22 protein-coding genes are annotated in these 25,862 nt (G+C 36.8%); 3 read left to right on the top strand and 19 right to left on the bottom strand.

From position 1 onward, the window contains the following. Positions 1–42: 42 nt before the first annotated feature. From JM83_RS16740 to JM83_RS16765, 6 genes are all read right to left on the bottom strand, one after another. On the bottom strand, positions 43–2,043 hold the full coding sequence (locus JM83_RS16740; protein ID WP_144963248.1) for a polysaccharide biosynthesis protein: 2,001 nt from the start codon (positions 2,041–2,043) through the stop codon (positions 43–45). An 11-nt stretch (positions 2,044–2,054) separates the two neighbouring features. Next, complete coding sequence (locus tag JM83_RS16745; protein ID WP_144963249.1) at positions 2,055–3,218, bottom strand: DegT/DnrJ/EryC1/StrS family aminotransferase; 1,164 nt, start codon at positions 3,216–3,218, stop codon at positions 2,055–2,057. 5 nt (positions 3,219–3,223) lie between these two features. Next, entirely contained in the window at positions 3,224–3,823 is a 600-nt protein-coding gene (locus JM83_RS16750; RefSeq protein WP_144963250.1) for an acetyltransferase, read from the bottom strand. A 2-nt stretch (positions 3,824–3,825) separates the two neighbouring features. After that, entirely contained in the window at positions 3,826–4,431 is a 606-nt protein-coding gene (locus JM83_RS16755) for a sugar transferase (protein WP_144963832.1), read from the bottom strand. Between the two features lie 266 nt (positions 4,432–4,697). Then, a complete protein-coding gene (locus tag JM83_RS16760; RefSeq protein WP_144963251.1) occupies positions 4,698–5,870 on the bottom strand; it encodes a glycosyltransferase family 4 protein in 1,173 nt (390 codons plus the stop codon). A gap of 147 nt (positions 5,871–6,017) precedes the next feature. Continuing rightward, on the bottom strand, positions 6,018–7,412 hold the full coding sequence (locus JM83_RS16765; protein ID WP_144962783.1) for an IS4 family transposase: 1,395 nt from the start codon (positions 7,410–7,412) through the stop codon (positions 6,018–6,020). Between the two features lie 94 nt (positions 7,413–7,506). On the opposite strand from JM83_RS16765, the gene JM83_RS16770 reads away from it, so the two are divergent. Then, a protein-coding gene (locus JM83_RS16770) for an IS630 family transposase (protein WP_144958303.1) occupies positions 7,507–8,642 on the top strand; the annotation gives its coding sequence in 2 pieces (ribosomal slippage) (positions 7,507–7,936 and positions 7,936–8,642; 1,137 coding nt in all). Between the two features lie 311 nt (positions 8,643–8,953). Here JM83_RS16770 and JM83_RS16775 read toward each other — a convergent pair. The 6 genes from JM83_RS16775 to JM83_RS16800 all read right to left on the bottom strand — a co-directional run bounded on the left by JM83_RS16775 (position 8,954) and on the right by JM83_RS16800 (position 16,069). Further along, a complete protein-coding gene (locus JM83_RS16775) occupies positions 8,954–9,409 on the bottom strand; it encodes a J domain-containing protein (RefSeq protein WP_144963252.1) in 456 nt (151 codons plus the stop codon). Positions 9,410–9,519: 110 nt separating this feature from the next. After that, entirely contained in the window at positions 9,520–10,857 is a 1,338-nt protein-coding gene (locus JM83_RS16780; RefSeq protein ID WP_144963253.1) for a DEAD/DEAH box helicase, read from the bottom strand. A gap of 117 nt (positions 10,858–10,974) precedes the next feature. Further along, on the bottom strand, positions 10,975–11,967 hold the full coding sequence (lpxD, locus tag JM83_RS16785) for a UDP-3-O-(3-hydroxymyristoyl)glucosamine N-acyltransferase (protein ID WP_144963254.1): 993 nt from the start codon (positions 11,965–11,967) through the stop codon (positions 10,975–10,977). Between the two features lie 123 nt (positions 11,968–12,090). Further along, positions 12,091–13,974 carry an alkaline phosphatase D family protein gene (locus JM83_RS16790; RefSeq protein WP_144963255.1) on the bottom strand — a complete coding sequence of 628 codons (1,884 nt, stop codon included), beginning with the start codon at positions 13,972–13,974 and terminating at the stop codon, positions 12,091–12,093. A gap of 178 nt (positions 13,975–14,152) precedes the next feature. Continuing rightward, positions 14,153–15,037: a pirin family protein gene (locus tag JM83_RS16795; RefSeq protein ID WP_261376844.1), complete on the bottom strand. Its 885-nt coding sequence runs from the start codon at positions 15,035–15,037 to the stop codon at positions 14,153–14,155. An 18-nt stretch (positions 15,038–15,055) separates the two neighbouring features. Further along, positions 15,056–16,069 (bottom strand): pirin family protein, encoded by a 1,014-nt coding sequence (locus JM83_RS16800; protein WP_144963256.1) that lies wholly within the window; start codon positions 16,067–16,069, stop codon positions 15,056–15,058. 510 nt (positions 16,070–16,579) lie between these two features. Between JM83_RS16800 and JM83_RS16805 the strand changes: the two genes are divergently transcribed. Then, positions 16,580–18,370: a DUF885 domain-containing protein gene (locus JM83_RS16805; RefSeq protein ID WP_144963257.1), complete on the top strand. Its 1,791-nt coding sequence runs from the start codon at positions 16,580–16,582 to the stop codon at positions 18,368–18,370. Positions 18,371–18,655: 285 nt separating this feature from the next. On the opposite strand, the gene JM83_RS16810 is transcribed toward JM83_RS16805, so the two are convergent. The 4 genes from JM83_RS16810 to JM83_RS16825 all read right to left on the bottom strand — a co-directional run bounded on the left by JM83_RS16810 (position 18,656) and on the right by JM83_RS16825 (position 22,495). After that, the gene (locus tag JM83_RS16810) at positions 18,656–18,958 is read right to left on the bottom strand and encodes a GIY-YIG nuclease family protein (RefSeq protein ID WP_144963258.1); all 303 of its coding nucleotides are present in this window, start codon (positions 18,956–18,958) and stop codon (positions 18,656–18,658) included. Positions 18,959–19,144: 186 nt separating this feature from the next. Continuing rightward, positions 19,145–19,378, bottom strand: coding sequence for a VF530 family DNA-binding protein (locus JM83_RS16815; protein WP_144963259.1), 234 nt, complete (start codon positions 19,376–19,378; stop codon positions 19,145–19,147). 195 nt (positions 19,379–19,573) lie between these two features. Next, on the bottom strand, positions 19,574–21,121 hold the full coding sequence (locus JM83_RS16820) for an SDR family NAD(P)-dependent oxidoreductase (protein WP_186435031.1): 1,548 nt from the start codon (positions 21,119–21,121) through the stop codon (positions 19,574–19,576). 60 nt (positions 21,122–21,181) lie between these two features. Beyond that, positions 21,182–22,495: a DEAD/DEAH box helicase gene (locus tag JM83_RS16825; RefSeq protein ID WP_144963261.1), complete on the bottom strand. Its 1,314-nt coding sequence runs from the start codon at positions 22,493–22,495 to the stop codon at positions 21,182–21,184. Positions 22,496–22,607: 112 nt separating this feature from the next. Here JM83_RS16825 and rlmF point away from each other — a divergent pair, with 112 nt between their 5' ends. After that, positions 22,608–23,462 carry a 23S rRNA (adenine(1618)-N(6))-methyltransferase RlmF gene (gene rlmF, locus JM83_RS16830; RefSeq protein ID WP_144963262.1) on the top strand — a complete coding sequence of 285 codons (855 nt, stop codon included), beginning with the start codon at positions 22,608–22,610 and terminating at the stop codon, positions 23,460–23,462. A gap of 253 nt (positions 23,463–23,715) precedes the next feature. On the opposite strand, the gene JM83_RS16835 is transcribed toward rlmF, so the two are convergent. From JM83_RS16835 to JM83_RS16845, 3 genes are all read right to left on the bottom strand, one after another. Beyond that, entirely contained in the window at positions 23,716–24,396 is a 681-nt protein-coding gene (locus tag JM83_RS16835) for a type 1 glutamine amidotransferase domain-containing protein (protein WP_144963263.1), read from the bottom strand. A 97-nt stretch (positions 24,397–24,493) separates the two neighbouring features. Next, a complete protein-coding gene (locus tag JM83_RS16840; protein ID WP_261376845.1) occupies positions 24,494–25,081 on the bottom strand; it encodes a Crp/Fnr family transcriptional regulator in 588 nt (195 codons plus the stop codon). A gap of 15 nt (positions 25,082–25,096) precedes the next feature. Continuing rightward, a complete protein-coding gene (locus JM83_RS16845; RefSeq protein WP_144963264.1) occupies positions 25,097–25,798 on the bottom strand; it encodes a hypothetical protein in 702 nt (233 codons plus the stop codon). Positions 25,799–25,862: the final 64 nt, after the last annotated feature.

Here is a 25,862-nt window from a genome sequence, read left to right on the forward strand (position 1 = left end):
TATAAAAGGTTAAGATTTAAAAAATAAGAAGTAGTGTTAAAATCAATTGTTTTTATTCATTAACTCTGCTTCTTTATTTTGGAAAGGCAACTTATCTAAACTTTGATAAGCTGAATTCTTACTAATAAATTCGGGAATCAATTCTTTTAATTTTGCAACCACTTTATCATTCTTTAATTTTTCAGAAGATTTTATGATTTTTTCTATTTTTAAATTTATAAAATCATAATCCTGAACTTTATCGATACCTATCATAATCTTCTTATGGTGTGTTGGTAGCGTTTTACATTCATCATTTAAAAGCTCTTCGTATAATTTTTCTCCAGGGCGAAGGCCAGTGATTTTTACTTTAATATTTTTATTGGGCGTATAACCAGCCAACTTTATCATTTTAATAGCAAGATCCATGATTTTTACGGGCTCGCCCATATCAAAGACAAAAATCTCTCCTCCTTTTCCCATGGCTCCAGCTTCCAAAACCAACTGGCAGGCTTCTGGAATAGTCATGAAATACCTAATAATATCTGGATGGGTAATGGTTACAGGTCCCCCTTTTTCTATTTGCTTTCTAAATAAAGGAACCACAGATCCATTGGAACCCAACACATTTCCAAACCTGGTAGTTATAAATTTGGTTTCCTTCTTATCAAATTTGGACTGATGATGGTAAAGCGATTGTACATACATTTCAGCAGCTCTTTTTGAGGCTCCCATTACGTTGCTTGGATTTACAGCCTTATCTGTAGAAACCATTACAAAATGGCCTACATCATATTTAATAGCTAGATCCGCAAGATTCTTTGTTCCACGAATGTTTACCGAAATAGCCTCGTGTGGATTGGCTTCCATTAATGGCACATGCTTATACGCTGCTGCATGATAAACCACGTCTATGCTGTGATTCTGGAACATTAACTCCAATCTTTTTTGATTTCCAACATCGCAAATTATACACCTATAGTTTAAATCTGGGAATTTGGCTTCAACTTCCAACTGAAGGTTATGTAAGGGAGTTTCTGCCTGATCTAAAATAATTAACTTTTTAGGAGTGTATTGAGCAACCTGTCTTACAATTTCACTTCCAATAGAACCTGCTCCACCTGTAACCAATATGGTTTTCCCAGTAAGTTGAGCCGATTTATTTTCCCTCTCCAACATTATTGGTTCCCGGTCCAATAAATCTTCAATTTGTAAGGTTTTTACTTTTTGGGCTATTGGTTTGTCATCTTCATGCCAATTGGAAACCAAGGGTGCATTAAAAACTTGAATATTGTTTTCTAAGCAATCTTCTACCAAGGCAAACTTTTCTTCAGCAGAAAAATTTTGTTCCGTGAGAATTACGGCTGAAGCATTTAAAATTTTAAGCTGATTATGAATAGTGGTTTTATATTTCACCACAGGCTTGTCCAAAATCCTAATACTATTGTTATGTTTGGTTTTCGTTAGAAAACCCACAATTTTAAACCTTCGTGGATGTTCAATATTCAAGGCACCTGCAATAGATATAGCATTCTCATCTGCTCCCAGAATAACTGCTCTTTTAATAGAATCACCCCGAAGTGCAATTTTATAAAACTCATAAACCTGCTTGACCCCAAGACGAAATAAAAATAGCAGTGAAAATGAAATCCATAAATTAATCAATAAGCCACCTATTAAAAAAACCTTTTCTCCAATCACAAAGAATGTGATGTAATTGATGAGAATTAAGGTTATAAAGGAGGAAGTTGTCGCCAATATTAATTTTAGGGCATCTATATTGGAGGAATATCGAATAATCCCAGCATATGTTTTAAAAACAAAGAAAAAGAAGATATTGGTTAACACGACAATGATCCCTTTTAATGTAAAATCCAATAAAGTATAATAGTTGGGTGTGAGATCTATAATAATTAATATGGTGAGCAAAGAGGATATGGAAACTAAAAATATATCTATAAGAAAGACAGCCCATCTTGGGAGGTACTTTAAATTTCTTAAATTCAATGCACTATCTGAAGAGGTCAAACTCAATTTTAATGCTGAAAGTAACCGATCACCCATTTATAAATTATTTAATTCTGTGCGCTAAAAAATCCATTAATCCCCACGCTCAATCTTTTTCTATCATCCCCGGTTAAATTAGAACCTGAAGGCAAACATAAACCAGTTTCAAACAATTCTTCTGCTATCCCATTTCCATAAAAAGGCATATTTTTAAATACCGGTTGCAAATGCATGGGCTTCCAAAGGGGCCTGCATTCTATATTAAGCCCTTCCATATATAATCTAAATTCTTCCCTGGATTTCCCAGTAACTTTTTCATCAACAGAAATTATTGTTAACCAATTATTACAAAAATAGTCATCATTTGGTTCAGAAAAGACAGTAACTCCTTCTATATTTAAAAATATGTCTTGATAAAACTGGTTCATTGCCCGTCTTAAATCCACGTGCTCATCCAGGACTTCCATCTGTCCTCTACCAATACCTGCAGAAATATTACTTAATCTATAATTATACCCAATTTCGCTATGTTGATAATGTGGGGCATCATCCCGTGCTTGGGTGGCTAAAAATACAGCTTTATTTTTAACGGACTTCTCCTTGGCGATCAAAGCACCTCCACCAGAGGTGGTTATGATCTTATTGCCATTAAATGATAAGATTCCAATTGTACCAAAAGTACCACATTTCCTTCCTTTATAAGAACTTCCCAAGGCCTCTGCGCTATCCTCAACAATTGGGATTTCAAATTTTTCGGCAACTTTTTGTATGTCATCAATTTTATAAGGCATGCCATACAAATGTACAGCAATTATCGCTTTCGGCTTTTTTCCTTTGGAAATCCTATCTTCTATTGCCTTTTCTAAATAAACAGGACATAAATTTAAAGTATCCCTTTCACTATCAACAAAAACCGGAATTGCTCCCAGATACATAATTGGATTTGCTGAAGCGGCAAACGTCATGCTTTGACACAATACTTCATCCCCCGGTTCAACTCCCAATAAGATCAACGCTAAATGAAGGGCGGCAGTACCTGAACTTAAAGCTGCAACGTGAACATCGTTAACTTCATTTTTCGAGTCTGATAAATAGCTTTCTATATCCAACTCGAAGCCTGTTACATTTGGGCCCAGTGGTGCTACCCAGTTCGCATCAAAAGCTTCATTAACAAATTTTTGTTCAGTCCCACCCATATGGGGTGAGGAGAGCCATATTTTGCCCTGTTCCATATATTTTAATTTAAATACTTTATAATTTTACCGGGATTGCCAACAACTACTGCAAAATCTGGAATATCACGAATAATTACAGCCCCAGCTCCAACCGTTACCCATTTACCAATTTTTATACCATGAATAATTACGGCTCCAATTCCAACGTGGGTTCCTTCATCAATTCCTACATTTCCGGCAATTGCTGCATTGGGAGAAATATGAACGTAATTACCTAAGACACAGTCATGATCTATGGTGGAAGCAGTGTTGATTATGCAATGTTCGCCTATTTGGGTAGAAGAGTTCACACAGGCATTGGCCATTACAACAGTTCCTTTTTCCAAGATTGCGCTTGGTGATATTATAGCCGATTTGTGGATTATTGCATCTGAAATGTTGCCGTTAAAGGAATCGACGATCTTTTTCCGAATTTTGTTGTTTCCAATTGCGATGATAGTATCAGCATCCAATAAGCGTTGATTTAAGACATGGACAACTGCTCTTTTGTTTAGAAATTCTATATTTTTATTGTCATCGAAAATTTGATCGATTGAAATATTATTCGATTCTGCGATATCGATGATTACTTTTCCATGACCGCTGGCCCCGTAAATATTCATAATTAATTATTTCCATTAAATGGCTCAGTAGTAGCCATATTCTCTGCATTAATTCCTTCAGAAACCAAAACTTTTTGAACAGTTTTAAAAAGGATTTCCATATCTACAAAAAAAGATACATTTTGAACATACCATACATCATATTCAAATTTTTGGGTCCAACTAATCGCATTTCTACCATTCACTTGGGCCCAACCTGTTATTCCAGGCCTTAAATCATGTCTTTTATATTGATGTGGCGTATATATTGGCAAATATTGAGGCAAAAGGGGTCGAGGTCCAATAATACTCATATCGCCTATTAAAACGTTCCATAGTTGCGGAATTTCATCTAATGAGGTTTTCCTAATAAATGAACCAATTGTTGTCAACCTTTGTGAGTCTGGAAGTAAATTGCCATTAGAATCCTTTTCATCGGTCATGGTTTTAAATTTCACGATTTTGAAAATTCGGCCCTTTTTTCCTGGCCTTTTTTGCACAAAAAATGGATTTCCTTTATTGGCCAAAAATAATAGGATCGTGGCAGTTAATAATAACGGACTTAAAATTAGAAGTGCCGTTAATGAAATTATAAAATCAAAAAAAGGCTTAATAAATAATATATAAATCTTCAAAAAGTCTGTTTTAAATTATAGAATTGATTGTCCGTAAAGTATCATATACTGATAAAGGACGTCATTCTGAACTTGTTTCAGAATCTCATAACTCTGCAAATCAATACAATAAATTGAGACCCTGAAATAAATTCAGGGTGACGAGATGACTTATTATGACAAAAAACGGATATCCATTTATAAAATTATCTAGCTGTCGCCAATTAAAATATTCAGTGATAAATTCGAGCAAAAGTACAAAATTCTTTAAAGCAAATATTTTATTTCTTTTTCCTTAACTTATAAAGCATTTCCAATTCTTTATATTCATTTAAAAGAAAATTCCAGAATTGCCCTCTTTCATAATTAGCAGTAATATGATTCCTTGCATTCTTCCTCAATCCCTCTAGAAAGGATCGGTCATTATTTAAATGACTCATTGCATTATATAAACCGTCGCTATCTTTTACAGGAATTATTATACCGTTCTCGTTATGTTTAATTATTTCGTTACAACCATTAATATTTGTAACTATAGAAGGTAGGTTCATCGCGCCGGCTTGCATTACAACATTTGGAAACCCCTCTCGATAACTTGGGAATGTGAGCACATCTGAAATCGCCAAATAAGGACGAACATCTACTTGATATCCAACAGAAACAATTGCCTTATGGGAGTTTATGATCTTCAAATTAGAATCATCAATTGGATCCAGATCACTTTCAAATGGTCCAACCAGCAATAATTTCACCTTCGGATTACGTTCATATAATTTTATAAATGCCGTTATCAATTCGTTGATGCCTTTTTCTGAAACGATCCTTCCAATAAAAATGAAGACAAGTTCATTTTTATTAATATTTAGCTTTTTTCTTAATATCTCATTATCCTTTTCAGAATATAAAGTAGGGTCAAAGTAGTTGGTATCAATTCCGTTTGAACTTCCGTTCCCTAAAATTTTAAGTTTTTTAGCTTCTGTGTATTTTTGATCAAGGATTATTTTTTTTAGTTCAAAAGAATTAGGATAAATCCTTGTAGCCAAACTATACGTAAGCTTTTCAACAAAATCCAAAATCCCCCTCTTAGCGCCAGTAGTTTCAAGTAGTGGTAATCCGGCCACTGTATGCAGTCTAATTGGGACCCCTGCTAGTTTTGCAGCAAACATCCCTACAATTCCAGCTTTTGGTGTATGCGTGTGGACTATTAGCGGATTTTCTTTTTTGAAATATTTATAAAGTTTGAATACCGCTTTTAAATCTTCCACGGGGGTGATTTTCCGGGTCATATTTACCCAATAGGTTTTTACATTATTATCCCTTCCGTATTTTTCAAGTCGATCCTTTTCAGCAGCTATTGCAATTACCTCGTAATGAGCATTCATGAATGAGAGCTGACCTTCCAAAAGTTTTTCCAAGGAAAGGGGGATGGTGGTAATACGTATGAGTTTAGGCAAATGAAATTGAATTAATTATCATAATTTAAAACAGAAATGGCAAATATATAGTAACTATATAAAACAGATTGATCATTAACATTAAATATCTTTTGATTGTCCCTAGTAACCAAAACTGATAAAGGGCATCATCTGTCCCGATGATTCCTATCGTGTGGACACATCTTTATGAATCGTCCACCCTTCCATGGCCGCCTTAAAATATTTCAGTCCTATCCATAGGGTCGTTATGCCGGGATGCCTTTTGCTTTCATAGCCTTTCCATCCGCCAAGTCTAGCTATCGCCCAAACATATCTTTTTAGCCCTTTTTCCTTGTACGGGTTTTTTTGTTTCCCTGTCCTACCTTCCAGTCTTATTATCTGGTGCTCTAAAAACGCTTGCTCTTCTTCCGTGAAACAGCTATCGGCGCTCATCTCTCCTTCTGGTACTGCATACGCCAGCCGCATCAAGAACAGTTGGATGATGACCTCCATTATCAACAAGCTCAGTTTTCTTACCGATGACCCATGCTCCAGCTCTGACGCCTCGATATTGTAGCCCTCTTTTTTCAATATCTTGAACACCTCTTCTATCGTCCACCTCCACTTATACCATTCCACGCACATTTCTGCCATTTCCAGGGTCTCTATGGGCAGGCTTGTCAATAACCTCCAGCACACCCTGCCCGGCCCGGCCCGGTTAGCCTCTTTGGCCTCCACCAGATATAGTTTTATGCTGGGCGCCACTGCCTTGCTGGCCGCCCTGGTCCTTTTCAGTTCTACCTCTTTATATCTGATTTCAATTTTTGCGGTCCTTTTTTTCCTTCTGGTCTTTGCACAGGCATCCACCTGTACCTCATAGGACCCTTGACAGGGCTGGTCCGCCAGGCAGCTGAACAATTTTGACCCATCCGCCAAGGCCCTATCCGCACGGGCCCTTATCAATAGATCTGTTCGTGCATCTGGTATGCTTGCAAACTGTTCGTAGATATCCCCTTCCCTATCTTGTACGATCACCATTCCCGCTACCACGTCCCTTAGTGAGGCCTGTGTGTTTTTGGACACCTCTATCCACTTATAGGACTCTTTTTCTTCCATGGGCAGCTTGCCGTACTGTCTTTCATGCTTTGATTTGAAGTCCAAGGACCTGTTCCAGATCTTAATATCAGAATAGCCGTAGGGGGTGCCGCTCACGGCATCCAAGACCAAACTTGGGTGGACAAAGAACCCCAGTCCCTGGGAATTCTTCGCATTGGTCGTGCCCACAAAGCCATCTTTGTTGATCCTATTACCATGGCTGCTTAGGTTGACCTCCGTGGTATCTTGGATACAGACAACAAATTTGCCCGCACAAGCCATCTGGCAATTATGTACCAGGTTCTCTACTATATCTTCTTCACTGACCCTATCGTTCTGCAAAAAACGGTAAACGGCCTTTGCGTCTGATTCGTTCCTGCTGAGCTGACGGATCGAATGGACGCTCTTGCTGAACAGGTCCGATAAAATCTTGTTGCCCCGATAAACCAAACGTTTATCCCCTAAGCCTGTGAACCCCCTTCTCATTTTTTGAGTAAAATTAATGCTAATCCCTTAAACTAGTGTTAAGTTAATTATGATATGACGGTTATTATTTATATCTTGGCCTTAAAATAAGCCAATGATACACTACACCATCAAGTTGAGCCAAACGGAAGTTGAAGAGCTTAACGGAATTATTAGTAAAGGACGTCATACCTCTCAGGCCTTTCGCACCGCCTACATTTTGTTAAACTGCGATAAAGGGGAATTTTCCGATGATACCACGATAAAGAATGCGGAGATTACCAAAGTTCTCAAAATAGGTGAACGAACGATAGGCCGGGTAAAGAAGAAGTTCATTGAAGAAGGATTTGAAAGTGTTTTGGAACGACGTGTTTCAAGCCAGAATTACACAAAAAAGGTAGATGGGGATATTGAGGCTAAATTGGTTAAACTCTGTTGCAGTGAGCCCCCAGAAGGATTTTCGAAATGGTCATTGAGACTTTTGGCGGACAGGATGGTGGAATTGGAATATATCGATTACATATCGCACGTCACAGTGGGCCAGGTATTAAAAAAAACGAACTTAAGCCTTGGAAAGTAAAAGGCTGGGTCATTCCCCCAGAGCAGAGCAGTGAATTTGTAGCTAATATGGAATATGTGCTAGACGTATACAAAATGCCATACGATGAAGACTTTCCGGTTGTTTGCATGGACGAATCGCCCAAGCAGTTAATCCAAGAGGTAGCCTCAACGCCCATCAAGCCGGGACAGGAGGCCAGGATGGACTATGAGTACATCAGACATGGTATGGTAAATATTTTTATGGCCAATGAACCCTTGAAGGGTAAAAGGCTGGTTGAAATTACCCAGCGTAAAACAAAAACAGACTGGGCTAAATTTATCAAGAGAATAGCTGATGAGGTGTACCCACAGGCTAAAAAGATAAAACTGGTGATGGACAATTTCAAAACGCATGATGCATCGGCCTTTTATGAAACATTTGAACCGCAGGAAGCCAAAAGGCTCCGGGACAGGTTTGAATTTGTTTACACACCTAAGCACGGGAGCTGGCTGAACATGGCAGAAATAGAATTGCATGTACTCAATGGCCAATGCTTAAACCGTCATATTGCCAGCGAGAAGGAAATAAAATCAGAAGTGGATGCGTGGCAAAATCACAGAAACAACAAAACCTCAAAAATCAATTGGCAGTTTACAAATGACCAGGCACGTATAAAACTCAAAAGACTCTACCCGTCAATTACAACTTAACATAACACTAGTAAATAATTGTGTCCACACGATAGCTCCCTCGTCGGGATGACATTCGTTTGTCATCCTGAAGGCAGCGTAGCGCACTGAAGAATCTCAACGAAGCAGGATTTTTTTTTGAGATCCCTCCTGACATCGGATGACATTGGTTTGTCATCCTGAAGGCAGCGTAGCGCACTGAAGGATCTCAATTTATCGCAATTGTAATAATGTAGATCCCTCCTTTGTAAGAAGGACAAAATAAAAGATCCAATAAAACAAAAAATCCAAAGATTTTTGGTCTCTGGATTATATTGAGTGTAATTTTAGCTCTAAGCAGGTTGCAGTTCTTGATCTTTTTTGGATTTTCTATAAAGAAAAGAAGTAAAAATGTTTCTTTTTGCAAACCTGAATTGTCTATCGGAATTTATAAGCTTTACAAATAAAGGTTTGTTTACCCCAAAGTATTCGTAAGTAGTACCATCTGTAAAAGATACTTCCAATACATTGCCTTTATGTTGGAAATCGGCAATCCCAGCTTCAGAGGTAGTTGTATTGTATTCCTCAAGATTAGCTGCCTTAGTTTCAGGAGCTATACTCACTAAAAAGTGGTAACCATCAATGATTTGCTTGCTTTTAATTTCAGCTTCCGTGTGCTTTTCATCACTTTCCTGAAATTTATCCGGATGCCATTCTTTTACCAGATTTCTGTAAGAAGTCTTTAGTTGTTTAAGATCTATATCTTTTTCAACATTAAATAATTTCTTGTATTCGTTAACACGCTTCATAAATGCCTCATTTTAAATAAGGCGCGAAATTACTCTTTTTATCCCAATTATCGGGATCTATTTTTAAATGATATCAAATCAATCAAGATACGAGAATAGTAAGTTGACTATTAACGCTTCTTCTTAGGAGCTTCCGTTTTTAAAACCGTCGCAGTTTTGTGCTGTAATAGGTAAGAAGCAAGCATCTTCTCAACTAATTCATCTTTGGTTAAATGATGAAAAATGGTCTTTACGTTCTCCTTTAATTCTGAGGAAACTTCGTGGTTGGGCTTGGTCTTAAATATTTGCTTCGCCCATAAAAGTGTATTATTATCCTCTACACTTTTGGCATCGGGTTTTGAATATTCTTTAAATACAATTCCCAATTCGTCCTGAAATTCTGCAATATCCAGAATTTCTTCATTTTGAATCACGGTTAAAGAAAGCCCCTTTGCTCCTGCCCTGGCTGTTCTTCCACTTCTATGCACATACACTTCGTACACATCTGGCAAATGGTAATTCACTACATAAGAGATCTCTTTTACATCTATCCCACGAGCCGCAAGATCTGTAGCAACAAGGATATTTATATGCCCTTCTCGAAACTGTTTCATGATGCGGTCCCGGATTGGTTGGGACAAACTACCATGCAATGCACCTGAAGAAAATTTGTTGATCGCCAAATTCTTCGCCAATTTATTTACCGCAGCTTTGGTCTTGCAAAATATAATTCCGCGTTCCCCTTCTTTAGAGGATAAAAAATGCATTAAAACCTCCAACTTCTCAATAGGTTCCACCACTACAAATTCGTGATCTATTTCCTGATTCCCTACGGTCTCCATATTGGCACTTATCTGGATTACATGTTTGGACATATAATTTTGGATAAGTTGCTTTATAGTTCCCGGCAGTGTAGCAGAAAATAAAAGCGTTCTTCTTTTCTTAGGTAATTCAGCAATAATTTCATCCAATCCGTCTTTTAAAGAGGTAACCATTTCATCTGCTTCATCCAATACCAAATAGTTGACTTTAGAAAGATCTATAGCCTTCCGTTTTATAAGATCTATAAGTCTTCCTGGAGTCGCAATTACTATATGTGTGGGTTTTGATAATCTTTCAATTTGTGGCTTAATTGGGATTCCTCCACAAGTAGCCGTGATTGAAACATCAGGCAAATTGGGAGCATAGCTTTCCAGATTGCTTAGGATCTGATGGCCTAATTCCCGGGTTGGAACTAAAACAACAGCCTGAATATGGGATTCTTCAACATTGATAAGTTGAAGCAATGGCAACCCAAAGGCAGCAGTTTTTCCGGTTCCCGTTTTTGCAAGCCCTACAAAATCTTCCGTTTTATTAAGTAAAATGGGGATCGTCTTCTCCTGAATTTCCGTTGGGACAGTGATCTTTAATTCATCTAAACTCTTAATAATCTCTGCTGATATTCCTAAACGGGAAAACTGAATTGACATATAATAATTTTTGACAAAGGTAAGTACTCTTTTCGCTTTTAAGCCTTGAAAAAACAGCCATTATTTTCATTGAAAACTTGGCTGAAGAATATTCCTAAAATTGGAATTTTAAAATTCTTAGTTTTTGATAAGGTTTCTAAGTGCAACCCATTGTTTAAGCATATCCTTGGAATCACATGCTGGATATCCCAAAACCGTTTTCCCAGCAGCAACATCGCTCATAACGCCTGAACCTCCACCAACAACAGCACCGGAATGCACGGTAGTATGATCTTTTATAGATGCACTACCTCCAATAATTACTCCATCTCCCAGGGTAACAGAACCTGCAAGACCACTTCCCCCAGCCATGATACATGAACGTCCCATTACCGAGTTATGTCCAATCTGTACTAGATTATCGATTTTACAACCATCACCAATAACCGTAGAGCTAAATTTTCCGCGATCTACACAAGAATTTGCTCCAATTTCTACTTGATGTCCAATAACCACATTTCCAATTTGTGGGATTTTAACCAATCCGCGACCATCGTCACTTGGTCTATACCCAAAACCATCAGATCCTATACTCACATTGCTATGGAAAATACAATGGCTACCAATTTCAGTTCTTTCCCTAATAACAGTACCAGACCAGATCGTAGTATTGTTTCCAATATTTGTTTCATCTAGGATAGTCACATTAGGGTATAGGAAAACATGATCTCCCAAAACCACATCTTTTCCAACATAGCACCCTGCCCCTATCACACAATTGGATCCTATCTTGGCAGTTTCGTGAATTGTTGCAGTTGCATGGATTCCAGATTCCAATTGTGGCTGACCGGGATTAAAGACTTCCAACATCTTAACCATTGCCAGATCTGCATTTTTTACGCGTATCAAGGCTCGACCTTCTTCCGGTTCCAAAACTAGATTATCGTTTATTATTGCAGCTACGGCATTGGAAGTTTTCCAAAGCTTGATATATTTTCTATTGCCTATAAATGAAATATGGCCATTTTTTGCACGTTCCAATTGCTCCGGTCCGGTAATAAGCAAGCTCGTATCGCCAACTAGTTCTCCTTTGACTAGTTCGCTTAATTCTGTGATTTTTAGGGTCTTCATTATAGGGTATTTGTGTAAGTAAGGGTTAATTTTAAAAAAATGGTCTATTATTTTTGGAGTGCAAATATAATGGCAAATAATTTATAAACTACTGTAAATCAATTAAATACTTGTTATAGTAAATTAGTTGCTCTTTAAAACCCTCATTCCATGCGGAATTGGTGGTACAAAGGTTTTTTTCTCTTTATTTCCTTTTTTCTCTATCCTGTAGTAATCTTCATCGGGTAATTTCTTCTCAAAATCCAATTCCAAATAGTGTTGTTCCAACTGATCATTCGACTGGTTATAGACAAAAGTATGGATCTTTGTTTTTTGATCCTTCTCAAATTCAATAGCGCCAAAATTTTGAGCTACGATCGATTTTCTAACCATTGGATATAAACTTGCTCGCTTTCCTTCATATTCGAAATCTATAAAACCATCTCCAATATTTTGGCTCTCAAGCAATCTAAACATCGATTTAGAAATCCCGGTCTTTATAAACTCATGGGAAATTCCGCTTGCCACCACCTCATATCCTAATATCATTGTTTCGGCAATGTCGTGTTTACTATTTCTTTTAACATTGGTGTCCACCCAAATTTCAATTAATGCAGACTTATGAACATCTCCACTCACAAATATGGGTTTAATGTCCCTTTCTATCCTATGTTTTACCAATAAACCTATTAGCCTATTTCTTTCAGCTATATTGTTTTTGGAAGACCAGCCATCCCGAACATCATCCCGTAATTCGGGTTTAAATAATTTGGCGATATCTTCAATAAATTTTAACGGTCTTAAGGTTAATGGAATTGAAGTGATCAATATTATTTCCTGATCTCGTTCCAATTTATTGAGCCAGCCCTCGAAATCTTTCCATTGTTTTTCACCTAATACCTTATTGGTATTGATATCTCTTGAGCTTCGAAGATCGAACACATAGCCTTTTTTGCCATTTACTTCGAAAGCATATTCCATAGATTTATTTTCAACCAGTAAGTCTCTAACCTCTTTGGAAGATTTATTCGAAAGTAATAACTGATGCTCTAAAAAAGCCTGTTTCCCTAGTTTATAATGATTTTCTAAAAACGGGTTCATGGTTCCATTCTCATATTCATCCTTCTGCGATCCCCAGCCGTCTCTTAGCTCATGATCGTCTATGGTACTTAAAGTTGGTAATTTGCTATGAGCAGCTTCAATCTCATTAAACGAATACGAAGCGTTGTAAAGCTTGTTTAAATATTGTATATAATGTGTTTCAGAATTATTGAAAGGCAAAGGCCTTCTCTTGGTTTCCCAGGCAGATAAGGGATGTATTACATCTTTTTTCATCTTCTCCCCATACCCGGCATCTACATAAACCTGATCTCCTGTAGTGATAATGAGGTTTGGCGCTCCTTTTAATAGCGTGGAATCTTTAATTCCGTTGAATTGGTATTCCTGCTTTACTTTTATAGAATCTTCAAATTGAACAGGTTGTTCCATTGCAACATTTTTGAAAAGGGAACGCAACTGAAAACTGGAATTTTTCCCGCCTTCAAAAATTTCGGTAATTGGAGTTCCATCATCTTTATAGGTAATATGAAAAGGCTCCATGCAGCCATATAATAAAATTGAAAAATTATCCTTGGGAACAGCCTTATAATTACCGGGATATATTTTGCCGTATGAAATACATTCCTTATTGGCACCACAAAATTCTACTGTAACTATATTAGATTGAACTGCTATAACTGAAGTATAAAAAGGAGGCTGTAAATCAAACCTTTTTAAAATAACATTCGAGGTGTCGCGAATGATCCCTTTAGGATATTCTGCCGAACCCTTTACCCAAATTCTATTGTCTCCTTCAAAAGGGAATGCAACACGAGCGTGAACCTCTTTATATGCGTATCCTTTTGAGGGATCACTCTCTGGAAATTTTATCTGGGCAAATCCAATTTCAGAAAAAATCAAAGCAATAAGTGAAAATAGAAATAGGGCATTTTTCATGATGGGGAACTGCTGTAATTTAGAATTATTCATTTTTATTGGGACACAAGGTAGCCCTAATTAATAAAGTATGGAAAAAAGGCTGATTATAGAATTATTCACAAACCATTTATTATCTACCTAAGAAATGAACCAGTAGAGACGGGCAGTCCATAGAGGTGCTTTATAATAAAAAAATGAAGTACCCCGCCAATCCTGTTTCGGGGGTACATCACTCCTCAATAAGAATTCCCATTTTTCCCATTTGGTAATCCCGCATTGCTTCCAAAACTTCGGTTTGGGTATTCATGACGTAGGGCCCATGTTGTGTCACTTTTTCGTCCAATGGTTTACCACAAAGCAGTAAAAATTGAGAGTCTTCAGGGAAGTTCATCTCAATCTCATTACCATGCTCACCAAAAACTGCGAGATGTTCGGCTTCAATTATGCCATAAGCCTTCAATTTCATGGTTCCTTTAATTAAATATAACATCGAATTAAATCCTGCAGGAATTTCCAGTCGTTGTTCTCCATCCGCTTCAGCACTTCCCCATAACACTAGTAACTCGCTTTGAGTTTTCAGTTTGGACCTTAATTCTTTATACCGACCAGCGACTAACTTATTGGAGATTTTTCCATCTTCAGAATGAAATTTAGGCATTGCGTCTTTAGACAGATAAATGTATTCTGGAGGTTGCATTTTCTTGGAGCTAGGAGAATTAATCCATAATTGAATGATCTCTTGCTTGCCGGAAGAGGCTACAAGGTATTCTGATGGCCTTTCGCTATGCACTATTCCTGCACCAGCGTGCATCCATTGCACCTCCCCTGCCTTTGCCACCTGATCGTTCCCCCAGCTATCACGATGCCGCACTTCTCCCTGAATTATAAAAGTAACAGGAGAAAACCCCCGATGTGGATGTGGATCCACGCCTTGATGTTTGGCCGGCCTATTCTTATTGTATTTAGCCGTAGCATGATGCAACAACAAAAATGGATCTACCTGTTGCACTTTTTGTGTAGGTAAGGCTTGTTTTACTGGAAAGCCACCCATATCTATCTTTACTGAAGGAAGTAAAAACTTTACTTTTTTCAAGTATATTTTATCTTTCATCATTCTAATTATTTAAAAGAATTATTTTCTCTCCTCAGATCCATCGGCATGCAATGCAAATCTGCCTTTCTCCCTTGCATGCGCCTGTTCTCTTTCTGGCCAGGGCCAACCTCCAAATTGAGTTTTTTGATAATCCTGCATGGCTTGCTGAATTTCGGCTTGCGTATTCATTACAAAGGGACCATATTGAGCTACCGGCTCATTTATGGGTTTCCCTTGCAGCATTAAAAGATAGCCTTCCTCAGTTCCATTTTTAAGTAAAACATCTTCAGTAGAAACGATTTCAATTAAATGGTTTGCATCAATAGTTTGATCTTCCACTTGTAGTTGATCTCCTTTATAGAAATATAAAGTTCGGTTTATATCCTCTTTAATGGCCGGTATCTTTAACTCTGCATTTGCTTCCATTTTAATAGTTAGCACCGTAACTACATTATTTGGATTAGCCGCCCAAGAATCCGGGGTTGGAGCTAATGCCTTTGTATTTTCAAAACTACCTGCAATTACATCTATTTTTGAACTTTTACCATTAGCATCTGTAACTGTTACTACTGGAATATCTTCTGTCCACAGCATCTTAAAATGAGGATCCACCATTTTATTGGCTTTTGGTAAATTCAGCCAAACCTGAAATATTTCTAACGGATTTCCTTCCTCTTCTTTTAGCAATGGGAACATTTCTGAATGTTGTACACCTTTCCCGGCTGTCATCCATTGTACATCCCCAGCACCAAATCTACCGGCTGCTCCTAGTGAATCTGTATGATCTACAAAGCCTTCTTTATTGATGGTGATGGTTTCAAATCCGCGGTGCGGATGATAAGGAAATCCAGGCATGGTGCTCCCGTGATACATTCTCCATCCGTCTTTAATGGTAAAATCCTCACCAATATTTCTTCCATTTAACGAAACTGCAGGCCCCATTTTTTCATTCCCTTTTGGATATTCGTCTCTATGATAGGCGCAGAAAAGAAATGGATCACGAGTTTCCCAAGGAAAGCCTAGAGGTTTTATGTTTTTTATTTTCTTGTTCATGTTTTGGAATTTTTTTAAGTAATAATATCACATCGTGAATATTTGTTTTCTAAGCAGTATTGTTTTTAAAGGTCACATCGAAGTCAAGATGTTTTCTGACACTTCGACTATAGTTTATCCTGAGCGATAGACGAAGGGCTCAGGGGGACAAAATCATCAAACCAATTAAATTTTTATTCTAAAGGGATAAAAACGAAATTGTTTGTACGTAAAGTATCCTAAACTGAAAAATGACGTCATTCTGTCCCGACCGTTCGGGAGTTTCAGAATCTCATTTCAATGTAAATCAATGCAATATTGAGACCTTGAAATAAATTCAGGGTGACGAAAGAACTTTTTAGGACAGAAAACGGATATACATAAATACGCATAATCAAAAATACATAATTTAAAAAAGATTTGCTCGATCTGTTCTCAGAAAACACTTTATAACTATAGAGTATTTTAGCAATATTTATAAGCCAAGCATATTTCAACTATATTTATATCCTGAATAAAAAATTATTAATTATGATAAAAAGAATAATAATACCATTCTGCTTAACACTTGTACTAATTGCTTGTAAAGACGAATCTAAACAAGAAAATAATGCTGAAGATAATATAGGAGTAGAATTTAATGATTTGTTAGACTCCTATTATGAAGAAGGTCTTAAGCTGAACCCATTAAGTGCAACTGCAGCAGGAGATAACAGGTATAACGATCAATTCCCGAATACTCTTTCTGAAGCTTACAGAGACTCATTAAAAAATTATTATACCTCTTATAAAGAAGAACTGGCAAAATTCGATGACTCGAAACTTTCTGAAACCGAGCAAATGAGCAAGGCTATTTTAAAGTGGGAGTGCGATATGAATTTAGAAACCTTAGAGTTTCGGAATTCTGAATTTTTTCCAATAGATCAAATGTGGTCTGTGAACCTTAATATGGGTCAATTGGCCAGTGGAATGAGTTCCCAGCCATTTAAAACCGTAGAGGATTATGAAAACTGGCAAAAACGTGTAGACGCCTATTTAGTTTGGATGAATTCTGTAGAAGAAAAGATGGAAGAAGGGATGAAAGAAGGCTATGTCCTTCCAAGATCTTTAATTGTTAAAGTGATTCCACAATTGGATGCAATGACAGAAAAGGACCTTAATAAACACCTTTTTTATACTCCTATCAACAATTTTCCCGAAGGTTTTTCTGCTGAAAATAAAACACGTTTAAAGGAAGAGTATACCAAAATGATCAAAGAAAAAGTGATCCCTGCTTATCAAAAACTACATGATTTCGTAAAGAATGAATACTTGCCAAATGGAAGAACTACAAGCGGAATTGCAGACATACCAAATGGAGAGGCCTATTACAAGCATCAGATAAAATTATATACCACTACAGATTTGACCGCTGCAGAGATCCATCAATTAGGATTGGATGAAGTGGCACGAATTTCTTCAGAAATGGAAAAAGTGAAAGAACAAATCGGTTTTAAAGGAGATCTAAAATCGTTTTTTAATGCTGTTAGAACGAACAAGGCGTTGATGCCTTATAAAACTCCAGAGGAGGTTATTGCTAATTTCAACGCAATTCATGAAAAAATGAAACCTCAATTGAAAAAATTATTTGACATGGCTCCAAAAACACCTTTTGAAGTTCGCAGAACGGAAGCATTCAGAGAAAATTCCGCAAGTGCTGAATATAATCAAGGTTCTTTAGATGGAACCCGTCCAGGAATATTTTATGTGCCAATTCCAGATGCAACTACTTATAACGGGTATTCAGACGAATCTTTATTTTTACATGAAGCAATTCCAGGGCATCACTACCAGATCTCTTTAACTCAAGAAAGTACTGTCTTACCGCAATTCAGAAAAACCTTATGGTACAGCGGATATGGGGAAGGCTGGGCTTTATACTCGGAATCTCTAGGGAAAGAACTGGGATTATATACAGATCCTTACCAATATTTCGGAATGTTGGGAGCAGAAATGCACCGTGCGGTTAGGTTGGTTGTAGACACTGGCTTGCATTCCAAAGGATGGACCAGAGAGCAAGCAATTCAATATTCTATGGACAACGAAGCAGAATCTGAAGCTGGAATCACCTCTGAAATTGAACGATATATGGCAAATCCAGGCCAGGCACTTTCTTATAAGATCGGGCAATTGAAAATTATCGAATTGCGTAAAAAAGCTAAAAATGAGCTGGACGATAAATTCGATATTAGACAGTATCACAATCAAGTCTTGGAAACAGGTTCTGTCCCCTTGGAATTATTGGAAAATAAGATTGATAGATGGATAGAGAACAGTAAATAACATCCTAATTGAAAGCCACGAATGCACGAATATTATTATGATATTCGTGCATTTTTTAGTTGTGATCCCGACAAAGGAGGGATTTCTTGTAGATAATTCTTCAATAAATCGAGATTCTTCAGTTCGCTGCGCTACCTTCAGAATGACACACATTTGTCATTCCGACGAAGGAGGAATCTCTTAAAGATTATCTCTGCTCCTTTGAGATTCTTCGCGATGCTCAGAATGACATTCATTCAATAGTTGTCATCCCGACGGAGGAGGGATCTATATTTAACTAAAAACTTAAACACTATCATTTAAGAAATCCCAATGAGGATTTATTGAATTAATTAATAGTTCCTTCTTTTCTCTTCTCCAACCTTTTAATTCTTTTTCCCTACCTATTGCTAAGTTAATATCTTGAAAGTGCTCATAATAGATTAAATAGAAGCATTTATACTTTGATGTAAAATTATTAATTGAGCTTGGCTTCTTATGAAATTGAAGTCGAAGTTTTAGATCATTGGTAACACCAATATATAAAACCGTTTTGCTCTTATTAGTGAGGATATAAGTGTAGTAGTTATGGGTGCCTATTGTTTTCATCAAATTAATATAATTATAAATTTGATGAAATATTAGGATTGAGATTCTTCAGTTCGCTACGCTGCCTTCACAATGACGCACTTCTGTCATTCCGACGCAGGAGGAATCTCGTATAAAATCACCTCTGCTCCATTGAGATTCTTCAGTTCGCTACGCTCCTTCAGAATGACATTTAATTAGAAAAATTTATTTAATTGACTCCATATAAATCTTCTCTACCTTATCTCTAGCCCAAGGGGTTTTTCTTAGGAATTTTAAGCTGGATTTTACGGAAGGATCGTGTGTAAAACATCTAATAGGAAGCATTTCTCCCATTTTTTCCCATCCATGTTTTTCTACCAAACGCTCAATAATATCAACCAGTTTTACTCCGTGTAACTGATTGTTGTGTTGTTTTTGAGGTATTTTATTATTTTCCATATCTTATTTAGAATTTTTATATATCCGCAAAGCATTATACGATGCTAAATTGTATTATTCTGTTCCGATACTTATCGGAATTGTTTCAGAATATCATAACACTAAAAATCAATTCAGTAAATAGAGACCCTGAAATAAATTCAGGGTGACGAAACAAGTTGGAACAAAAGATGGATATCTAAATATAAATATTCTCTACCAATCTATCGGTCTATAATCCTTAAGGAATTTCCCACACCAATGCTTTCCTGTATTAATCCCATCGAACAGAGGATCCATTACCCGTGCTGCGCCATCTACAATATCCAATGGTGGCTGAAAATCATGTATTTCTACCTTTTTCTTGGATAATTCTGCAGGATCTTCATCTGTTACCCAGCCAGTATCTACGGCATTCATGAATATTCCATCTTTGGCAAATGTTGATGCCGAAGTATGCGTCATCATATTCAATGCAGCTTTCGCCATATTGGTATGTGGGTGTCTATCTTCTTTTTTGAATCTATGGAATTTCCCTTCCATGGCAGAAACGTTTATAATATGCTTTTTATCTGTATTCTCCTTTCTCATCAAATCTGAGAGTCGATTACATAATACAAAGGGAGCAACGGAATTTACCAATTGCACTTCGATCATTTCTGTAGTCTCTATTTCCCCTAATCGCAACCTCCAACTATTCGTTTTCCGAAGATCTACCTGTTGCAGATCTGCATCCAATTCGCCTTCAGGAAAAACTTCTTTAGTAGAAAGGGAATTATCGAAACTATATGGTATCTGGGATAACTTGGCCGAAGCTCTTAACCCAATTCCCGGCTCCGATCCATGCCAGGTTACCGGCAACACGTTGTTCTGATTATTAGACGCCCCTTCTGTAAGGGATTTTAATTCTTGTAATGAATTATGATGATCTGCCAAAAGATCTTTAGCAAATTCAGGCAAAGATTCATAAGGCAACTCTTCCTTCTCCATTAAATGCGCAAAGAAGCCAGAAGGTCTGCGTACCGTTTGTGCGGCATTATTTATAAGAATATCCAATCTTTCATATCGCTGTTCTATAAAATTGCAGAAAATCTCCACACTTGGAATGTGCCTAAGATCCAATCCGTGGATCTTTAAACGGTCTCCCCATTCTTGGAAATCATGTTCTTTGGAAAATCGCAATGCTGAATCTACCGGGAATCTTGTGGTTGCAACAACAGTTGCTCCTGCTTTTAACAACATGAGCGTTATGTGGTAACCAATTTTTAATCTAGATCCAGTTACTACTGCAACTTGGCCAGTTAGATCGGCAGTTTGGTAGCGCTTGGCATAATTAAAATCGCCACATTCTGTACACATCGTATCGTAAAAGTGATGTAGCTTAGTATACATGGTCTTACATACATAACAGTTCCGTGGAGATTCTAATTCCGGACGTTCGTCTTTGGGTACTTCAACAAGACTTGGAGCAATAAAGATGGTAGCTTCTCGTGCACTTCGAATTCCGGTTTCTTTTCGGGCATGTTTATCACGCTCGATCATTTTTCTTTTAGCGGCTTTTTTAGAATCTTTCTTTCTTTTTATAAACTCATCACGCTGAGGGCGAGTAAGTGCACCAGCTGCTTTCATTAATGCGATACGTTTCTCTTCTGAAAGGTCAAAAATTTGATTGGAATCATTAACCAAATTTTTCAGAATATCTATACATAGATCTATCTGTTCTTCGCTAACTATTTCAACTGATTCTTCCTTATAATTCTTCATGATAATCGCTAAAAAGTGGCAAATATACTTCGAAATTTCAAGTGATCGAAAGCTTCATTACTATATAAGCTTAATTCGAACTTTCTTTTTCTTTAGTTTGCTATTATTAAGTGAGGCGATAAGTGCATTTGCTTTAGCTGCCGGCACCGAAACAAAACAACAATCTTGTTTTAATTCTATAGCTCCCAACTCATCCTTTTCAAGTTTGCCCTGTTTGAAAAATAAGCCTGCAATATCTCCTTTTGAGATTTTATCTTTTCTTCCGCCGGATACAAATAAAGTTTCCCATAAAGTATCCTGAGAAGCATTATTACTTTTAAGATTTTGTAGTTCGTCCAAATCTATAAAATCAGGCAGATCTTCTTTTTCCCATTTTATAACATAGGCATTCCCTGCAGCATTCATTCTAGCGGTACGACCATTCCTATGGGTAAATTCTTCCTTCTTTAGTGGAAGCTGATAATGAATAATAAAATTCAATTCTGGGATATCCAATCCCCTAGCAGCAAGATCTGTAGCTACAATTATGTTATGAGTTCCATTTCTAAATTTAATAAGGGAACGCTCTCTGTCTTGTTGTTCCATACCTCCATGAAAACAACCGTGGCCAATCTGATTCTGGGTTAAATAATCGCTTACACGCTGAATACTATCTCGAAAATTACAAAACACGATTCCCGGTTTATTCCCAATATGATCTAAAACTTCTTTTAAAGATTCCAATTTATCCTTAGAAGCAGAGTTTATAGTTTTAATTTGAAGTTGAGATCTCTTTTTTCCATCCAAATAATTTATATGTGCAGGATCTTTTAACCCAACAAACTTTGGGATTTCGATTTGCTGTGTAGCAGAGGTAAGAATGCGCTTTTCGATATTTGGTAAGGCATTAATAATCTCTGTCATTTGCTCTTCAAAACCAACTTCTAAAGATTTATCAAATTCATCTAAAACCAAGGTTTTAATATCATCAACTAAAAAAGTCTCCCTTCTCAAATGATCTGAAACCCTTCCCGGGGTACCTATCAAAATAGCAGGTTCATGCTTCAGCTCTATTTTATCTTTGGAAAAAGACCTGCCTCCATAGACTGCATTGGTCTTGTAGCCTGTCCCCATCTCTCTAACCACTTGTTCAATTTGGATTGCCAATTCCCTGGAAGGCACCAAGATCAAGGCTTGCACTTCTTTAGAATTCATATCCAACTGGTTTATAATTGGTAATAGAAATGCCAGTGTTTTACCTGTACCTGTTGGGGATAACAAAACTACGTTGGAGTTAGAATTTATTATCTCACAAGCTTCTTCCTGCATAGGATTGAGTTCCTTAATCCCCATTTTTTCTAAGATCTCTTTCTGATCTTTAATTGTATTTGCCATTTTGCAAAAGTACAGTTATTTAATATACATGGGAGGTTTCTGAAGTAGTGCTCATTAAGTTATTTCTTAGGAAGTAAACACTTATCTTTGCTCCACATTAAAACTTGTTATTTTGCATCCAAACAACATTCACAACGAAGCGTATAATTTTGAAGAACTGGTAAAAGTTCATCCAGAATTAAGTGATCATATTATCGATAATATTAATTCAGAAGAAACTGTCGATTTTGGTAATAATCAATCGGTGTTGCATCTTAATAAAGCACTTTTAAAATGTCATTATAAAGTAACAGATTGGAATATTCCACCAAAGTACCTCATTCCACCTATTCCTGGAAGAGCAGATTATATCCATCATTTGGCCGATCTTTTGGCTGAAGAAAAATTAACTCCAGAGGTAAAAGGATTGGATATTGGAGTTGGAGCTAATTGCATCTATCCTATTTTAGGAAACAGTATTTATCACTGGAAAATGGTTGGTGCAGATATCGATGAAAATGCCGTGGTTGCAGCCCAAAATAACATTAGCAGTACCAAAAAGTTAAGTCAGAATATCGAAATAAGATATCAGGATGATCATTCCAATATGTTTAAAGGAGTGATCAAGGAAGGGGAATATTTTAATTTTAGTATGTGCAATCCTCCTTTTCACTCTTCTAAGGAAGAAGCAGCTAAAACAAGTCGAAGAAAAACCAAGAATCTAGGAAGGGAAATTGGAAGTCCACTTAATTTTGGCGGGGAATCTCACGAGTTATGGTGTAATGGTGGAGAAGCCTTATTCCTTAAACGAATGATCAAGGAAAGTACGAATTTTAAGACCCAAGTGGGTTGGTTCACCTCACTTATCTCTAAAAAGGAAAGCCTTAGTAAAATTTACAAACAGCTGGATAAATTAAAGGCTACTTATAAAATAATTCCCATGAGTCAGGGGAATAAAAAAAGCCGATTTATCGCCTGGAAATTTTAACCCTCATTGAGGGATTTATTTCCCGAAGCTTACCTCGAATTTTTAAAAATAGTTTCCAATGCATACCTCGTGGGCATTCCCCGAGGTTATTGATTCCTCATTGAGGATTTTATTTTCCGGTGCCTGTCCATAATATTCAGGTGGACTTGTCCTGTGTTTCTTGAATTTCAAATGCCCTTTAGAAACTTGTTCTAAAGGGCATTTGAAATTGCAACTTTTCACCTTTTGGTTCCTTGCATTTAAAAACAAAAAACTATTTCAATTTTTTCATTAAGAAATCGGCAACTTTTGAAGAAGATGCGGGGTTTTGACCAGTGATCAACAATCCATCTTCCAATGCATAGGGTTCCCAATCACCTTTTTTGCTATAATCGGCTCCTTTTTCTTTCATCATATCTTCAATTAAAAAAGGTACAACATCGGTCAACTGCACTGCTTCTTCTTCCCCATTTGTAAATCCGGTAACCTTTCTTCCTTTTACAAGCGCATTCCCATCTGTATCCTTGATGTTTTTCAATATTGCCGGGGCATGACATACAAAGGAAATAGGTTTTTTATTTGTGTAAAAAGATTCTATAAGTTCTTGAGACGTTTTGTTCTCTACAAGGTCCCATAGAAGTCCGTGACCTCCAGGATAGAAAACAGCATCAAAATCCTTCTGATCTACATCTTCCAATCTCTTGGTATTGGCCAATATTTTTTGAGTTTCTTTATCTTTATCGAAACGCTTGGTATCTTCTGTTGCAGCATCCTCTGTATCACTATTTGGATCTATTGGAGGCTGTCCACCCTTTGGAGAAGCTAAAGTTACATTATAGCCTGCATCTGTTAATTTATAATATGGTGCTGCGAATTCTTCAACCCAAAATCCGGTTTTCTTATCGGTATCACCCATTTTGTCGTTACTCGTAAGTACAAAAAGTATATTTTTCATAATAGTATGTTTTAGTTGATTTATGAGGACAAAAATAAGCCGAAAGCTGCTGAAAATGCTTGATGTAAGTTAGGAGGAAGTGTTAAAAAAAGTTAAGCTAAAGAACTTCTTTTCTTATCCTGCTAAGGCTCTCTGGTTTTAAACCCAGATAATTTGCGATTAGATAATTGGGAACGCGCTGCTCTATTTTTGGATACGATTCGCAAAATTCCAGATAGCGCTCTTTTCCACTTTTTTGAAGCGTAGAAAGTATTCTTGTGCGTAAGGAAACAAAAGCGCTGGTGGTTTTAATTCTAAAGAAACGTTCGAACTGGGGAATACGGGTATACAAAACTTCCAAAACCCCTTTATTAATACCTAGAAGTACTGAATCTTCAATAGTTTCTACATATAACTTAGCCGGAACGTTATTAAAAAAAGCTTCAAAATCTGAAATCCACCAATCTTCCAATGCAAACTGGATGATGTGTTTGTCTCCTGTTTCATCCAGATAATAAGCCTCTAAACAGCCTGAAACGACGTAGTATTCAGAATTCACCAAATCTCCGGGTTCGATTAAAAAATTCTTTTTGGAGATCTTTACCTCTTCCAAGATGCTAGTAAATTCCTGCTGCTCACTCTCAGAAAGTGATATTACCTTTTTAAGGTGATTTAGAATAGTACTATGTATGCTTTCCCCGATCATTTTAAATATAAATGCTTAATCTTCCTCTTCTACTTCCTCGTCATTATGCGTCGTAGCTTCAAAGCTTTCAACATATTTTAAATCCTGAAAGAAATATTTTGAAGAGATCACAGTAACCAAAGCAGAGTTATCCGATTGAACTTCTGTCTTCATTTGCCAAATAATATTTTCGGCCTCTACAAATGATTCAGAGCTTAATTGTTCTGTAAACAATCTATTGATAAGTGTGTTTTCCGGCATACCATGAGCCAACAATCTTATTAAAGCCGCTTCTGAAATTTTATCATCTACAAGAAGATCCTGTAATTTATCTGAAGTAATCTTCACTTCAAATTCCACTGCTTCAGGAAGGGGGAATTTCCCGTTGAAGGCCTCGTATAGAATTTGTCCGGTATTAAAAAAGTCTTCATGATAACCAATTTCAGCATATTCTTCCCACATTTTTTCTTCCTGTATTTCATTCGAAAGATTATCTATTTGACCGGAATTCAAGCGATCATGGAACACATATCCCAAAACGAGTTTTGCCGCCTCTCCAGGTTCGTTATCGGCTATGGCCATATAGCACATGTCCTTTAGTTCTGCATCAGGGATTTCAGCAGTATCCCCATATTCCAACACCTCCAGTAATTCCTTATATTTCTGCTTGTCCCAATAATTGGGCAATTTCAAAATTGTTTCAAAATTTTGTATTTCTACTTTATATAGCGTATCCATTATTCAATTGATTTTTTGAGGTTGTAATTATCCAAAATATTTGGATTTTCCAAAATTGAATAAT

This window comes from Gillisia sp. Hel_I_86 (assembly GCF_007827275.1).
GTDB lineage: Bacteria > Bacteroidota > Bacteroidia > Flavobacteriales > Flavobacteriaceae > Gillisia.